This is a genomic window from Aeromonas sp. FDAARGOS 1407 (assembly GCF_019048725.1).
Taxonomy (GTDB): Bacteria; Pseudomonadota; Gammaproteobacteria; order Enterobacterales; family Aeromonadaceae; genus Aeromonas; species Aeromonas enteropelogenes.
Genome location: NZ_CP077399.1, coordinates 2010040 through 2025102, shown reverse-complemented (window position 1 = coordinate 2025102; position 15063 = coordinate 2010040). Strand labels below are relative to the sequence as shown.

General features: G+C 57.7%; 15 protein-coding genes. All 15 read right to left on the bottom strand.

What is annotated here, in order from left to right:
* Positions 1-31 precede the first annotated feature (31 nt).
* A complete protein-coding gene (gene rnhB / locus I6L37_RS09870; protein WP_043818967.1) occupies positions 32-622 on the bottom strand; it encodes a ribonuclease HII in 591 nt (196 codons plus the stop codon).
* A gap of 119 nt (positions 623-741) precedes the next feature.
* The gene (gene lpxB / locus I6L37_RS09865; RefSeq protein ID WP_216993917.1) at positions 742-1881 is read right to left on the bottom strand and encodes a lipid-A-disaccharide synthase; all 1140 of its coding nucleotides are present in this window, start codon (positions 1879-1881) and stop codon (positions 742-744) included.
* Positions 1874-2665: an acyl-ACP--UDP-N-acetylglucosamine O-acyltransferase gene (lpxA, locus tag I6L37_RS09860; RefSeq protein WP_005338557.1), complete on the bottom strand. Its 792-nt coding sequence runs from the start codon at positions 2663-2665 to the stop codon at positions 1874-1876. Before lpxA ends, lpxB begins: the two co-directional genes overlap by 8 nt.
* A gap of 5 nt (positions 2666-2670) precedes the next feature.
* Positions 2671-3132 carry a 3-hydroxyacyl-ACP dehydratase FabZ gene (gene fabZ, locus I6L37_RS09855; RefSeq protein ID WP_005338559.1) on the bottom strand — a complete coding sequence of 154 codons (462 nt, stop codon included), beginning with the start codon at positions 3130-3132 and terminating at the stop codon, positions 2671-2673.
* Positions 3133-3156: 24 nt separating this feature from the next.
* Positions 3157-4176 carry a UDP-3-O-(3-hydroxymyristoyl)glucosamine N-acyltransferase gene (gene lpxD / locus I6L37_RS09850; protein ID WP_088869967.1) on the bottom strand — a complete coding sequence of 340 codons (1020 nt, stop codon included), beginning with the start codon at positions 4174-4176 and terminating at the stop codon, positions 3157-3159.
* Positions 4177-4179: 3 nt separating this feature from the next.
* Complete coding sequence (locus tag I6L37_RS09845) at positions 4180-4692, bottom strand: OmpH family outer membrane protein (protein ID WP_005338563.1); 513 nt, start codon at positions 4690-4692, stop codon at positions 4180-4182.
* A 149-nt stretch (positions 4693-4841) separates the two neighbouring features.
* Positions 4842-7373, bottom strand: coding sequence for an outer membrane protein assembly factor BamA (gene bamA / locus I6L37_RS09840; protein WP_216993916.1), 2532 nt, complete (start codon positions 7371-7373; stop codon positions 4842-4844).
* A gap of 34 nt (positions 7374-7407) precedes the next feature.
* Positions 7408-8760, bottom strand: a complete 1353-nt coding sequence (gene rseP, locus I6L37_RS09835) for a sigma E protease regulator RseP (protein WP_100654335.1) — start codon at positions 8758-8760, stop codon at positions 7408-7410.
* On the bottom strand, positions 8760-9956 hold the full coding sequence (gene ispC, locus I6L37_RS09830) for a 1-deoxy-D-xylulose-5-phosphate reductoisomerase (protein WP_216993915.1): 1197 nt from the start codon (positions 9954-9956) through the stop codon (positions 8760-8762). The genes rseP and ispC overlap by 1 nt, the downstream gene beginning before the upstream one ends.
* Complete coding sequence (locus tag I6L37_RS09825) at positions 9956-10813, bottom strand: phosphatidate cytidylyltransferase (protein ID WP_216993914.1); 858 nt, start codon at positions 10811-10813, stop codon at positions 9956-9958. Before I6L37_RS09825 ends, ispC begins: the two co-directional genes overlap by 1 nt.
* A gap of 27 nt (positions 10814-10840) precedes the next feature.
* On the bottom strand, positions 10841-11617 hold the full coding sequence (gene uppS / locus I6L37_RS09820) for a polyprenyl diphosphate synthase (RefSeq protein WP_216993913.1): 777 nt from the start codon (positions 11615-11617) through the stop codon (positions 10841-10843).
* A 72-nt stretch (positions 11618-11689) separates the two neighbouring features.
* Entirely contained in the window at positions 11690-12247 is a 558-nt protein-coding gene (gene frr, locus I6L37_RS09815) for a ribosome recycling factor (protein WP_216993912.1), read from the bottom strand.
* Between the two features lie 47 nt (positions 12248-12294).
* Positions 12295-13029, bottom strand: coding sequence for a UMP kinase (gene pyrH / locus I6L37_RS09810; RefSeq protein ID WP_026457972.1), 735 nt, complete (start codon positions 13027-13029; stop codon positions 12295-12297).
* Between the two features lie 71 nt (positions 13030-13100).
* Entirely contained in the window at positions 13101-13982 is an 882-nt protein-coding gene (gene tsf / locus I6L37_RS09805; RefSeq protein ID WP_026457973.1) for a translation elongation factor Ts, read from the bottom strand.
* 104 nt (positions 13983-14086) lie between these two features.
* Positions 14087-14815: a 30S ribosomal protein S2 gene (gene rpsB / locus I6L37_RS09800; RefSeq protein WP_005303470.1), complete on the bottom strand. Its 729-nt coding sequence runs from the start codon at positions 14813-14815 to the stop codon at positions 14087-14089.
* Positions 14816-15063: the final 248 nt, after the last annotated feature.

The following is a 15063-nucleotide window of genomic DNA, read 5'->3' as shown; positions in this document are numbered from 1 at the left end:
TCCTCTCGCTGCTCAAACTAAATGGCATGGTCTACTCGATCCCCAGTGCGCGGCGCACCGGTTTGAAGCTCTTGCGATATTCGGGCAACGGGCCCCGTTCGGCCAGAATGGCGAGGTGCTCAGCGGTCGGATAACCCTTGTGGCGGGCAAAACCATATTCGGGATGACGGCTGTCCAGCTCGGTCATCTCCGCATCGCGGGTCACCTTGGCGAGGATCGAGGCGGCGCTGATGGCGGCCACCAGACTATCGCCCTTGACCACGGCGCGCGCTTCCATCGGCAATGCCGGGCAGCGGTTGCCATCGATAAAGACCAGCTCGGGGGTGACCTTCAACCCCGCCACGGCGCGCTGCATCGCCAGCATGGTGGCATGCAGGATGTTGAGCTCGTCGATCTCCTCCGGAGTGGCGCGACCGATGGCCCAGGCGAGCGCTTTCTCTTTGATCTCGTCAAACAGGGCGAGGCGCTTCTTCTCGGAGAGCTTCTTGGAGTCGTTTAGCCCCGCGATCGGATTGGCGGGGTCGAGAATAACCGCAGCGGTGACCACGTCACCCACCAGGGGGCCACGGCCCACTTCGTCCACACCGGCAACCAGCTTGTCGTCAGGAATATCGATCATCATCTTGTAGCCTTGAATCAAAACAGGCCCCGTGGGGCCTGACTGGGGTCGACTGGCGCGGCATTACCGCTCGGAAAACGGATTAACGGGCTGCGCGGCGCAATCGACCGTCCGAAATAGCGTTATCTGCCGAGCAGATCCGCCACCGCATCGGCGGCCTGCGAGTCGGCATTGCAGCGGATCAGCTGGTGCAGCTCGGTGAAGGTGTTGACCAGCGCACTGTTGTCGTGCTCGAAGTACTTGCTCACCTCTTCCACCAGATTCTCCGGGGTGCACTCGTGCTGGATGAGTTCCGGCACCAGCATGCGACCGGCCAGCAGGTTGGGCAGAGAGACAAATTCGGTCTTCACCAGTCGCTGGGCCAGCCAGTAGCTGAAGGGCTTGAGCTTGTAGCCCACCACCATCGGCTTTTTCACCAGCATGGCTTCGAGCGCCGCGGTGCCGGAGGCTAGCATCACCACGTCGGCGGCGATCATCGCCTCGCGGCCCTGCCCTTCCAGCAGCACCATGTCGAGACCCGGCGCTACCTCGGCCTTGATGGCCATAAACTGCTCGCGCCGTTTCTGGTTGACCAGCGGCACGATGAAGCCGAGATCCGGATAGCGCACCGTCAGGTGTTTGCACGCTTCGAGAAACAGGGGGGACATAAAGCCCACTTCTGCGGTGCGGCTGCCCGGCAGCACTGCCAGCCAGCGGCGATTGGCATCGATACCGAGATTGCGACGCACGGCAGCCTGATCCGGCACCAATGAAATATCATCCGCCATGGTGTGACCAACAAAACGGCAAGGGGCGTCGAAGCGGTCGTAAAAGGCTTTCTCGAACGGCAGGAAGGCGAGCACCATGTCGGTAGCGGCCTTGATCTTGTGAATGCGGTTTTGGCGCCAGGCCCACACAGAGGGGCTGACATAGTGAACCGTCTTGATACCGGCGCGGCGCAGTTTCAGCTCCACTCCGATATTGAAATCCGGTGCATCCACGCCGATGAAGATATCGGGCGGATTGGCAATAAAGTGGCGCAGCAGTTCGCGACGAACCTTGAGGATGCGCGGCAGACGGCCAAGCACCTCGGTAATCCCCATGACGGAGAGCTCTTCCATCTCGAACAGCGCCTTGACGCCGAGGGCCTGCATCCGCGGCCCGGCGATCCCTTCGAACTGCGCATCCGGGTAACGGGCCTGCAGCTCGCGCACCAGACCGGCAGCCAGAATGTCGCCGGAGACTTCTCCGGCGACGATACCGATACGAACCGGATCAGGCACGGATGATCCCGCGCTCGTTATCTTTGAGGAAGTCCACATAGAGCTGGACGGCCGGTTCGGCTTGCGCCATCTCGATCAGCACCGGCAGCACCTCTTCGATGGTCTTGCCGGAGCGGAAGATCTCTTTGTAGGCACGCTTGACGGCAGAGATAGCCTCGGCGCTGAAACCGCGGCGACGCAGACCTTCGGAGTTGACCCCGAACGGCTTGGCGTAGTTGCCGGCGGCCATTACGTAAGGCGGCACGTCCTTGTTCAGGGCGGCGCAGCCACCGACGAAGGCGTGGGAGCCGACGCGGCCGAACTGGTGAATGGCGGAGAGACCACCAAAGATCACGAAGTCACCGATCACCACGTGGCCCGCCAGGGTCGCGTTGTTGGCGAAGATGCAGTTGTCACCGATGATGCAGTCATGGGCAACGTGAACGTTGACCATGAACAGGTTACCGCTGCCGACCTTGGTCAGGCTCTGATCCTGAATGGTGCCACGGTGGAAGGTGCAGTTCTCGCGAATGACGTTGTTGTCGCCAATCTCGAGGAAGGTGCGCTCACCGGCGTACTTCTTGTCCTGGCAATCCTCACCGATGGAGGTGTGCTGGAAGATCTTGTTGCCGCGACCAATCTTGGTCGGGCCCTTGATCACCACATGGGAACCTACCCAGGTGTTGTCACCGATTTCCACCTCGGCGCCGATGACAGAAAAGGGGCCGATTTCAACCCCTTTACCGATCACGGCAGACTCATGGACGATGGCAGTATCGTGAATGATGGCAGTCTGGTCGATCACGTGTGTTAAACCTCGCGTTTGGCGCACATCAGCTCGGCGGTACAGACCACTTCACCGTCGACGGTGGCGACACCGGTGAACTTGGCAATACCGCGACGCTCTTTCAGGAACTCCACGTCGAGCACCAGTTGGTCACCGGGGCCGACCGGACGCTTGAAGCGAGCGTTGTCGATTGAGGCAAAATAGTAGAGTTCGTTGGGAGACGGCTTGCCCACCATGGTAAAGGCCAGGATACCGGTGGCCTGTGCCATCGCTTCCAGGATCAGTACGCCCGGGAACACCGGCTTGGCCGGGAAGTGCCCCTGGAAGATCGGCTCGTTGAACGAGACGTTCTTGATGGCACGCAGGGTTTTGCGCTCATCGCTGATCTCGTAGTCGTCTACACGATCCACCATCAGAAACGGATAACGGTGGGGCAGCAGATCCATGATTTCCTGGATACCCAGGCTCTTCTTTTCAGTAGTCAAAACAGTACCCTATACCAATCGTGATTATTCTTGATCCAGCTTCTTCTCAAGCTTGCTTAACCGCTTGTGCATCTCTTCAATACGCATCACCCGGGCGGCGGTCTTGCGCCACTCTTTATTGGTTTGCAGAGGGATGCCGGAAGAGTAGACACCGGGCTCGGTAATGGGTCGCATCACCATGGCCATACCGGTAACGGTGGCCTGGTCGCAGATCTCCATATGCCCGTTAAAGACGGAAGCGCCGCCAATGATACAGTATTTGCCGACCTTGAGACTACCCGCCATCACGGTGGAGCCCGCCACGGCGGTGCCGTAACCGATCTCCACGTTGTGGGCGATCTGGCACTGGTTGTCGATGATGACGTTGTCAGCGATGCGGGTATCTTCCAGCGCACCGCGGTCAATGGTGGTACAGGCACCGATCTCGACCCGGTTGCCAATGGTCACACCGCCGAGCTGGGGGATCTTGATCCACTCGCCACGCTCGTTGGCATAACCGAAACCATCGGCGCCGATCACTGTGCCGGATTGAACCAGACAGTCGGTACCCATGGTCACATTGTGATAGAGGGTGACGTTGGCCCACAGCCGGGAGCGTGCTCCCAGCCGGGTATTTTTGCCAATAAAACAGCCCGGGCCAATGCGTACATCGTCACCCAGCACGACGCCGGATTCGATCACTGCATTGGCGCCGATGGCCACTCTCTCGCCCAGTTGCACGTCAGCCGCGATAACGGCGCTCGGATGGATATCCGTGGCCGGCTGCGGGGTGGTGTCCAGCAGTTGGGCTACCCGGGCAAAGCCCACATAGGGGTCTTTGAGCACCAGGGCATTGGTGGGACAAAATGGCAGATCCGCTTCTGTAATGAGCACTGCGGTCGCCTTGCTCTGCTCCAGATAGTGCCGGTACTTTTTGTTGGACAGGAAGGTGATATCCCCCTCCCCGGCCTTTTCCAATGTCGCTACCTTGCGGATTTCCAGGGTTCCGTCGCCATGGACCTGGGCCCCCAGTTGCTGGGCCAGCTGTGCGAGAGTGAATGCCATCAATTAGTTGCTCTTGCTTACCTGAGAAATAACCTGGCCGGAGATGTCCAGCTTGCTGGCGGCATACGGGGCGGCATTGCGCTCCAGCACCAGATCGTAACCATTGCTCTTGGCGATGGAATCGATGGCAGCCTGCACCTTGGTCAGGATCTTGTTGCGCTCTTCGGACTGACGGCGGCCGTTGTCCTGCTCAAAGGCTTGACGCTTCTGGTTGAACTCCATCTGCAGCTTGGCCAGCTTCTCCTGGTTCTGCTTCTTCTGCTCGGCGCTCATGAAGGCTTCATCCTTGCGGAACTTCTCGACCAGCTTCTGGCCTTCCTGTTCCAGCTTCTGCAGCTCACGCATACGCGGCTCGAATTCACCTTTCAGCTTGGCTGCAACGGCTTCACGCTGGGGCAGCTTTTGGAAGACTTCGCCCATATCAACCACGGCGATCTTGGTCTCAGCAAAGGCAGAACCCATGCCGGCAGCCATCAGTGCAAAGCTCAAACCAGCTACTTTCAACGCTTTATTCACACTTACTCCTTGTTCCCTCATGGCGAGGGCTACCTGATTTACCCGATTATGCAAGCGGCGTTAAGACCGTCTTGTTACCTGGTGAGGCACGCATACCGCGCGTCCCATCATTGAAGACCCCCACCGCATGGGTGGGGGCGAAACTCTGCTTAGAAAGTACGACCGATGTTGAAGGAGAAGACTTCGGTGCGATCCCCTTCATATTTCTTGATCGGCTTGGCCAAGGCAAACACCAGCGGGCCCATCGGCGAGAGCCACTGCAGGGAGACACCAGCAGAGACCCGGATATTGCCCGGGCTGGAGTAGTCCTGGCTCAGATAGTTGCAATCAGAACCGGCGGCGCAAGGATATGCTCCGTTGGCAAAATCAGTGCTCCAGACAGTACCTGCATCCATAAAGACGGTGGAACGGATCTGCGGACGATAGGTCTCGGAGACGAACGGGGTCGGGAAGACCAGCTCCAGTGTTGCAACGGCCAGAGCGTTACCGCCCACCGAGGTGTCGGAACCTTCATAACTGCCGGTCTCACAAGGTTGACTGCCAGTACAAGTGCCAACCCCCGGTTTGTTGTAGGTCTTGTAAATCGCCTTGGGACCAATGGTGTTGCTCTTGAAGCCACGTACCGTATCGAAACCGCCGGCATAGTAGTTCTCGAAGAACGGCAGCATGGGGTCATCGCCATAGCCGTTACCGTAGGAGACGCGCCCCTTGCCAATCATCACCCAGTTATGATCCGCATCGAGCGGGAAGTAATGGGCATCTTCGGCGGAGAGCTTGTAGTACTGCAGTTCCATGCCCGGTACGGTCACCTTGGCGTTGACACGCTGGCGGTCACCGGCGGTCGGGAACATCCCCTTGTTCAGGGTGGAGCGGGTCCAGCCAGCGGTGACATCGACGGTCACAAAGTCGAGGTTGGAACCATCCTGTGAATAGAGATTCCAGAACTGATCCATCTGCACCGACTGGCGGTTATCATTCCACTGATCCCAGCAATAGGTATTGCCGTCAGTATCCGGATTGTCCTTTAGACATTCCTGATAGTTCTGGCTATTGAATGAGGGACGACTCAGCTTGGTGCTCTCGATACCGGTACTGAAGTCGAGACGGTTGAACTCGTTGACCGGGAAGCCGCTGGAGAGACGGAAACCGATGGTTTCGTTCTCGTAATCGACGATATCGGCATCATCGGCGCGGAACTGGTTGTAGTAGACCCGACCACCCAGGCTGACACCATCTACGGTGAAGTAGGGATCGTTGTAGCTCAGGTCAACGTTCTTGGAGTAGTCGTTGGTGCTGGCGTTGATGGAGACCGTTTTACCGGTACCCATAAAGTTATTCTGAGAGATCCCCGCCTGCAGGCTCAGACCCGATTCGGTACCGTAACCGATACCGGCGTTGATGGAGCCTGCTGGCTGCTCCTTGACCTTGAAGTCGAGGTCAACCAGATCATCGTTGCCCGGCACCCGCTTGGTGTCCACTTCGACGCTCTCGAAATAACCAAGGCGGTTGAGACGGCTCTTGGACTGCTCGATGTTGTCGGAGGAGAGCCAGGTGCCTTCCATCTGGCGCATCTCGCGACGCAGTACCTGATCTTCGGTGGTGGCGTTACCGCTGAAGTTGATATTGCGCACATAGACACGGGGGCCCGGTTCAACGTTGACGATCAGCTCCACTTCCTTGGTCTTGTCATTGATCTGCGGGAAGGTGACTACTTTCGGATAGGCATAACCGTAACGACCGAGGAACTTGGAGAGCACCTCTTCGGTATGAGTCACCTGACTGGCGGAGTAGGTGCTGCCAGCAGCAATCGGGATCAATCCCTTCATCTCGCCACCGCGATCGATCAGGTCACCCTTGAGCTGGACGCCGGAGACCTTGTACTGATCCCCTTCCTTGATGTTGAGGGTGACGTAGACGCCCTTCTTGTCGGGGGTCATGGAGACCTGGGTAGACTCCTGCTGGAAGCGGATATAACCGCGGTCCATGTAGTAGGAGCGCAGGGTCTCGATATCACCGGCCAGTTTCTGCTTCTGATAGCGCTGGTCGGCGGTAAAGTTCCACCAGGGCACTTCGTCGCGCAGGGAGAGCTGGGCAATCAGCTTCTCTTCAGGGAAGACGCTGTTGCCGACAATATTGATCTGCTGGATCTTGGCCGCTTCCCCTTCCACGAAGGTGAACTTGAGATCGACCCGGTTGCGCGGCAACGGGGTGACGATGGCCTTGACCTTGGCGGAGTATTTACCCACGCCATAGTAGAAATCTTCCAGTCCCTTCTCGAGGGAAGTGAGCACGGTGCGATCCAGCGGATCGCCCACACGGATACCGGAGGACTCCAGACTCTGGGTCAGTTGCTCCTCTTTGATATCCTTGTTGCCGGCAAACTCGATGCTGGAGATGGTCGGACGCTCCTTGACCATCACCTGCAGCACCTGGCCGTCACGGTAAACCTTCACATCCTCGAAGTTACCCGAGGCATAGAGCTTTTTGATGGCGCTGGCCAAAGCCACGGAGTCGACGGTATCACCGACCCGGATCGGCAGGTTCAACAGTGCGGCACCCAGGGTCACCCGTTGCAGACCTTCGACCTGGATATCTTGCACCACAAAAGAGGCAGGGGCCGCCTGGGCCAGGAAACTGGCACCCAGCAGGCAACTCAACACCAATGCTTTTTTAACAGCCATTTTGTTCTTATGTGTCCTTGTTGATGCTCTGGCCTCAGAGGCGAGCGAAATCGTTAAACAGCGCAATGCCCATCAATAACATCAGAATGGCGGCGCCGATCCTGAAACCCACTTCCTGTATTTTCTCTGATACCGGCTTGCCGGTGACCGCTTCGATCAGGAAATAGACCAGATGGCCACCATCGAGCACCGGCAGGGGGAACAGATTGATAATTCCCAGGTTGACGCTGATGAGCGCCAGAAAACTCAAGAAATAGACCAGACCATAGTCGGCACTGCTGCCGGCGCCCTTGGCAATGGAGATGGGGCCGCTCAGGTTGTCCAGCGACACGATGCCAGCGACCAGCTTGCCAATCATGTCAAAGGTGAGCGTGATCAGGCTCCAGGTCTTGTCCGCGCCATGCCACAGCGCCTGCAAAGGCCCATACTGTAACAGAATTCGATATTCATCCGGTAATGGAACCAGTTGCGGCGAGAGACCGACGAATCCTACCAGCTTGCCCTGCACCTTGCGGCTATCCGGGGTCAGGGTCAGGTTGAGGTCACTGTTGTTGCGCTCAACCACCACTTGCAGGGGTTCGCCCGGAGCCTGCTGCACCAGTTCGACAAACTGGGCCCACGCGGTAATAGGCTGATCGCCGACCTGTTTGATACGGTCACCGACCTGCAGCCCCGCCTTTTCACTGGCACTCTTGGCCACCACGGCAGCCACGACTGGCAGCACTTTGCCACTCAGGGGGACGATCCCCAAGCTGCCGATGGGCGACTCTTTATCCGGATCAAAAGTCCAGCCGGTCAGCGACAAGGTTTTATCGGTGGCATAGCTGGTATTGGGTGCCTGCACTTTCAGGGTGACTGCATCATCACCCAGATGGCTGATAAGGGCGTAAGTGACGCTCTCCCAGTCACCGGTCTGCTCATCGCCGACCCCGACAATCTCCATCCCCGGCAGCACACCCGCCTCGGCAACTATGGATGCCGGACGCACTTCACCGATCACAGGCTTGACGCTCGGCACCCCGATGATAAACATCAGCCAGAGTGCAAACAGGGCAAAGACGAAGTTGGCCATAGGACCTGCGGCAACAATCGCCATCCGCGCCCAGACACTCTTGTGGTTGAAGGCGTACTGCTCGTCACCGGGCTTGAGTTCATCGACCCGGCCATCGAGCATCTTGACGTAACCACCGAGCGGGATCAGCGCCAGCACATATTCGGTGCCATCCTTACCCATCCGGCGCCAGATCGCCTTGCCAAAACCGATAGAGAAGCGCTCAACCTTGACGCCACAACGACGAGCTACCCAGAAGTGACCAAACTCGTGCACCGCGACCAGCAGGCCCAGCGCAACAACAAAGGCACCGATATTCCACAACACACCGCCCATCAGCCAAGCTCCTCAATCAAAGTGTGAGCACGGGCTCTTGCCGCACCGTCCAGGGCAAACAGATCATCGAGCGAGCCGACGGCGCTGCTCTCCAGCGCCAGCATCACTGCCTCGTTGATCCGGGCAATATCCATAAAGCCGATGCGCCCGGCCAGGAAGGCGGCAACCGCCTCCTCGTTGGCTGCATTGAGCGCAGTGGTCGCCGCTTGTCCCTTCTGGCAGGCATTGATGGCCAGTGCCAGACAGGGATAGCGATCATAATCAGGCCGGATAAAGCTGAACTCTCCGACACTGAAGAAATCCAAAGGTTCCACACTGGAGGGGATGCGATTGGGATAAGCCAGCGCATGGGCGATGGGGGTACACATATCCGGATTGCCAAGCTGAGCCAGCACGGAGCCATCCTTGTACTGCACCATGGAGTGGATCACCGACTGCGGGTGGATCACCACCTGGATCTGCTCGGGCGCAGCATTGAACAGCCAGCGCGCCTCGATGTACTCCAGCCCCTTGTTGATCATGGTGGCGGAGTCGACCGAAATCTTGGCCCCCATCGACCAGTTGGGATGCGCGATGGCCTGCGCCGGCGTCACCTTCGCCAGCTCGCTGATCTCGGTGTAACGGAACGGGCCGCCGGAACCGGTCAGCAAAATCTTGCTGATCCCCGCCGCAGCCAGATCGCAAAAACCGGGCTGGCGCTGCACAGCGGTCGGCAGACACTGGAAGATGGCATTGTGTTCGCTGTCGATGGGCAGCAGCTCGGCGCCATGTTCGCGCACGGCTTCCATGAAGAAAGCACCGGACATCACCAGCGCCTCCTTGTTGGCCAGCAAAATACGCTTGCCGGCACGTACCGCGGCCATGGTCGGGGCCAGTCCGGCCGCACCGACGATGGCGGCCATCACGCTATGGGTGTCGGGGTGAGCGGCCACATCGCAGAGGGCTGCTGCACCAGACATGACCCTGGTCGCACTGCCGTGCGCTTTCAGACGGGCAGCGAGTTCACGGGCGGCATCCTCATCGACCATCACGGCAAAACGGGGGGAGAATTCGAGGCAGTCCCGCAACATGGCATCCACGTTGCGGGCGGCGGTCAACGCCAACACTTGCCAACTGCCCGGGTTATGGCGCAGCACTTTCAAGGTACTCTGACCAATGGAGCCAGAGGCCCCCAGAATAACCAGTGACTTGTGCATCAAAACTCCTGACTGAGTAGCAGATAACTGAGCAGAAACACCGGCAGGGCGGCGGTCAGGCTGTCGATCCGGTCAAGAATGCCGCCATGACCAGGCAGCAGAGTGCCGGAGTCCTTGATGCCTGCTTCGCGCTTGAACATGCTCTCGGTCAGATCGCCGAGTACGGAGGCAAGCACCGCCAGCAGAGAGCAAAACAGCACGGTGATCATCTTGGCAGGAACAAATCCCATCGACCAGGTAACGCCGATGGCCAGCAGGCTGGCGGTAAAGAGGCCGCCACACATTCCTTCGATGGTTTTGCCCGGACTCACAGCAGGTGCCAGCTTGTGCTTGCCGAATGCCTTGCCGAAAAAATACGCGCCAGAATCTGCCGCCCAGACCAGTCCCATCACGAACAAGAGGATCCAGGCGCCCATCATGGGGTCATGGTAAAAGTTGTAACCACGGATGGCGACCAGCGACCAGAAGAAGGGAACCAGGGTCACCAGACCAAACAGCGACTTGAGCCAGATAGACTCTTTCCACAACTTGGCGCTCTGGGGATAACGCAGCACCAGCAGCAGACCCAGCAGCCACCAGCTTACCGCGGTCCAGAGCACGCCCATCAAGAGGGGGTGCAGATGGGGCGTCCAGAGTTGCTCTACCGGCAGCCAAAAGAGGCTGGCACCGAGCAACAGACAAAATACGATGGGTAACCATTGCTGCGGAGCAGCAGAGACAAACCCGCTCCATTCGCGACTGGCCAACAAAAACACCAGCGCAGCCAACAGGGCAAAAAATTTCAATGGCAGAAAGAAGAGCGCCCCCAACACCAGGGGGATCAACATCAAAGCAGTAATAATTCGTTGTTTTAGCAAAAGAAACCTCTCTCTTGGGAGCGGGGTTTAGCCGGTCTGCTGCTCGGCGATCAATTCCCGTATCTGTTCACCCGTGCAACCGAAGCGACGCTCGCGGGCAACGAAAGAGGCAACCGCCTCACTGAACTCGGCCTCGTCAAAATCGGGCCACAGGACCGGGGTAAAATAGAGTTCGGCATAGGCGAGCTGCCACAGGACAAAGTTGCTGATGCGATGATCCCCGCCGGTGCGGATCAACAGATCCACGGGGGGAAGATCAGCCATGCAGACATGACGACCCAATGCCGCCTCATCGACCGCCTCGGCATCCAGTTCACCCGCCGCCACGGCCCGTGCCAGGGTCCGGGCCGCCTGGGCGATGTCCCACTGACCGCCATAGTTGGCGGCGATATTGAGGGTCAATCCCTGATTGTTGGCGGTCAGGGCTTCCGCCTTGGCGATTTTGGCCTGCAACCGCTCACTAAAGCGAGCAGTATCGCCAATCACCTTGAGCCGGATCCCGTTGTTGTGCAGTTTCTGCACCTCACGACCCAGCACTGTGATGAACAGTTCCATCAAGGCACTGACCTCCCCTTCCGGGCGGCGCCAGTTCTCGCTGGAGAATGCAAACAGAGTCAATGCCTCGATCTTGGCACGCGCAGCAAAGGTAACGGCCTCGCGCACTGACTTGACGCCCGCCTTGTGGCCATAAACCCGCATCTTGCCTCGGTTCTGGGCCCAGCGACCGTTACCATCCATGATGATGGCGACGTGACGGGGTAAAGACGAGTTGGCACAATCACCCAACGCAGCCAAAAGCGACATGTAATTCTCCCACAAAGACAAAAGCGCCGTGCAGGGGCACTACACGGCGCTCGTAATATACCTTTCAGACGGTTAGATTTCCATTAGCTCCTTCTCCTTTACGGCAAGGGCCTCATCGACCAGCTTGATGTAGGAGTCGGTCAGTTTCTGGATCTCTTCCTGAGCGCGACGGTCGTCGTCTTCGGAGATCTCTTTGTCCTTCAGCAGCGCTTTCAGATCGGCGTTGGCGTCACGACGGATGTTGCGCACGGCAACACGGGCGTTTTCCGCTTCGGCACGGACGATCTTGGTCAGGTCACGACGGCGCTCTTCGGTCAGCGGCGGCAGCGGCACACGCAGGGTCTGGCCATTGCTGGACGGGTTCAGGCCCAGATCGGAGGTCAGGATCGCCTTCTCTACCGCCTGGATCATGGAGCGGTCAAAAATGGAGATGGAGAGGGTGCGAGCATCTTCTGCCACGACGTTGGCCAACTGTTTCAGCGGAGTGGCAGCACCGTAATACTCAACCTGGATGCCGTCGAGCAGGCTCGGATGAGCACGACCGGTACGGATCTTGGACATCTGGGTCTTGAGCGACTCAACGCTCTTGCCCATACGGTCCTTGGCGTCGTTTTTAATCTCGTTGATCACAGTGGTTTTCCTTTTGGCGAACGAGCCGTCTACAGCTCGTATCTATCTTATTTGCTGACGTGATGGATCAGGGTGCCTTCCGGCTCACCCATGATAACCCGGCGCAGGGCACCCGGTTTGTTCATGTTGAACACGCGGATCGGCAGGTCATGGTCACGGGCCAGAGTAAAGGCAGCAAGATCCATCACCTTGAGCTCTTTTTCAAGAACTTCATCATAACTCAGTTCATGATACAGCACGGCATCCGGATTCTTAACCGGATCCTCGTTGAAGACACCATCGACCTTGGTGGCTTTCAGCACCACGTCGGCTTCGATCTCGATCCCGCGCAGGCAGGCGGCAGAATCGGTAGTAAAGAAGGGGTTGCCGGTACCGGCGGAGAAAATTACCACCTTGCCAGCGCGCAGCTGGCTGATGGCTTCTGCCCAGACATAGGAGTCACAGATTCCTTGCAGGGAGATGGCAGACATCAGACGGGCATTCACATAAGCACGATGCAGGGCATCACGCATGGCCAGACCGTTCATCACGGTCGCCAGCATACCCATGTGGTCGCCCACCACACGGTTCATGCCAGCTTTGGCAAGACCGGCGCCACGGAACAGGTTGCCGCCACCGATGACCAGACCGACCTGAACACCCAGCTCAACCAGTTCTTTGATCTCTTGGGCCATCCGATCCAGCACGGCCGGATCAATGCCAAAACCCTCGGATCCTTGCAGGGCTTCACCACTCAACTTCAGAAGAACACGTCTGTATGCAGGCTTGGGATTGGTACTCATGTCACTGATTCCTGGTCATATAAAGACCGCGACATAAGTCGCGGTCTGGGGAAACGGAAAAACCGGTTCGATTAGGCCTTTTGAGCGGCCGCGATTTGAGCTGCAACTTCAGCAGCGAAATCGGTCTCTTGCTTCTCGATGCCTTCGCCCACTTCGAAACGGGTGAAGGAAACAACGTCAGCACCTTCTTTCTTCAGCAGTTCGGCAACGGTCATGGAAGGATCTTTCACGAACGGCTGACCAGTCAGGGAAACCTCACCGGTGAACTTCTTCATGCGGCCTTCAACCATCTTCTCGGCGATCTCTTTCGGCTTGCCAGAGTTGACGGCGATGTCGATCTGGATTTCGCGCTCTTTGGCAACGACGTCGGCAGATACATCTTCCGGCTTGACGAATTGCGGGCTGTTGGCAGCTACGTGCATGGCCAGATCTTTGGCCAGCTCGTCGGTACCGCCGACCAGCTTGGTGATAACACCGATACGGGAACCGTGAACGTAGGTACCCAGGTTGTCACCTTCAACCAGCATCACGCGACGCAGGTTCATGTTCTCACCGATCTTGGCGATCAGGTTGGTGATGGTCAGCTCTACGGACTCACCGTTGCCGAAGTCAGCGGCTTTCAGCGCGTCAACGTCAGCGATCTTCTGGGTAGCGGCGATCTCGACGATCTTCTGACCCATGGCCAGGAAGCCGGCATCCTTGGAAACGAAGTCAGTTTCGCAGTTCAGCTCGATCATGACGGCAACGTTGCCTTCGGTACGGGCGAAGATAACGCCTTCAGCGGCGATACGGCCAGCTTTCTTGGCGGCTTTGGCCTGACCGGATTTACGCATGTTCTCGATAGCCAGCTCGATATCACCGTTGGCTTCTTCCAGCGCTTTTTTGCAATCCATCATGCCAGCGGCGGTGCGCTCGCGCAGTTCTTTTACCAGGGCGGCAGTAATGTTTGCCATGTCCAGTATCCTCGGTCTTGAATTGACAAGAAACAGGGGCCACAAGGGCCCCTGCTAACCAATTACATCAGCTTGGTTAATAAGGGCTTTACAGACCTTATCAATTACTCAGCTTCAACGAAGCCATCTTGTTCAGCTTGAACAACGATGTCCTGAGCGCGAGCTTCCAGTACGGTGTCAGCAGCAGCATTCAGGTACAGCTGAACGGCACGGATAGCGTCGTCGTTACCCGGGATGACGTAATCAACGCCGTCCGGGTTGGAGTTGGTATCAACGATGGAAACTACCGGGATACCCAGGTTGTTGGCTTCTTTGATAGCGATGTGCTCGTGGTCAGCATCGACAACGAACAGAACGTCAGGCAGGCCGCCCATGTTCTTGATACCACCCAGGCTCTTCTCCAGCTTTTCCATTTCGCGAGTACGCATCAGCGCCTCTTTCTTGGTCAGCTTGTCGAAGGTACCGTCCTGGCTCTGGGTTTCCAGATCTTTCAGGCGCTTGATGGACTGACGAACGGTTTTCCAGTTGGTCAGCATGCCGCCCAGCCAGCGGTGGTTGACGTAGAACTGGTCGCAACGCTCAGCGGCTTCTTTGACGGCTTCAGACGCGGCACGCTTGGTACCTACGAACAGTACCTTGCCCTTCTTGGCAGCTACGGAGCTGATGAAGTTCATGGCATCGTCAAACATCGGAACGGTTTTTTCCAGGTTGATGATGTGAACCTTGCTGCGGGCACCGAAGATGTAGGATTTCATTTTCGGGTTCCAGTAACGAGTCTGGTGACCGAAGTGAACGCCGGCTTGCAGCATGTCGCGCATAGAAACTTTAGCCATTTTATACCTCTGTATTGGGGTTAGGCCTCCACACATCCCATGTAACCGACCCCAGAGGGGCACCCCGGTACAGGTGTCGATGTGTGTGTGTTGTTTAAGTAAGGGTGATGAAACAGGGACCCATGATCCCCATTCCGGCGCGCTTTATACCATAAGTTTGCTCAGGACACCACCGGCGACACATCAAACGGGTGTGAAATCTGGATCCCGTCAGGAGAGGCTGCAACGTCGATTTGACGTTGTGATGA

Coding starts and splice junctions, on each gene's coding strand:
- rnhB (WP_043818967.1), bottom strand. CDS start 622: ATGATGATCGATATTCCTGACGACAAGCTGGTTGCCGGTGTGGACGAA.
- lpxD (WP_088869967.1), bottom strand. CDS start 4,176: ATGGCATTCACTCTCGCACAGCTGGCCCAGCAACTGGGGGCCCAGGTC.
- bamA (WP_216993916.1), bottom strand. CDS start 7,373: ATGGCTGTTAAAAAAGCATTGGTGTTGAGTTGCCTGCTGGGTGCCAGT.
- rseP (WP_100654335.1), bottom strand. CDS start 8,760: ATGGGCGGTGTGTTGTGGAATATCGGTGCCTTTGTTGTTGCGCTGGGC.
- ispC (WP_216993915.1), bottom strand. CDS start 9,956: ATGCACAAGTCACTGGTTATTCTGGGGGCCTCTGGCTCCATTGGTCAG.
- uppS (WP_216993913.1), bottom strand. CDS start 11,617: ATGTCGCTTTTGGCTGCGTTGGGTGATTGTGCCAACTCGTCTTTACCC.
- pyrH (WP_026457972.1), bottom strand. CDS start 13,029: ATGAGTACCAATCCCAAGCCTGCATACAGACGTGTTCTTCTGAAGTTG.
- tsf (WP_026457973.1), bottom strand. CDS start 13,982: ATGGCAAACATTACTGCCGCCCTGGTAAAAGAACTGCGCGAGCGCACC.
- rpsB (WP_005303470.1), bottom strand. CDS start 14,815: ATGGCTAAAGTTTCTATGCGCGACATGCTGCAAGCCGGCGTTCACTTC.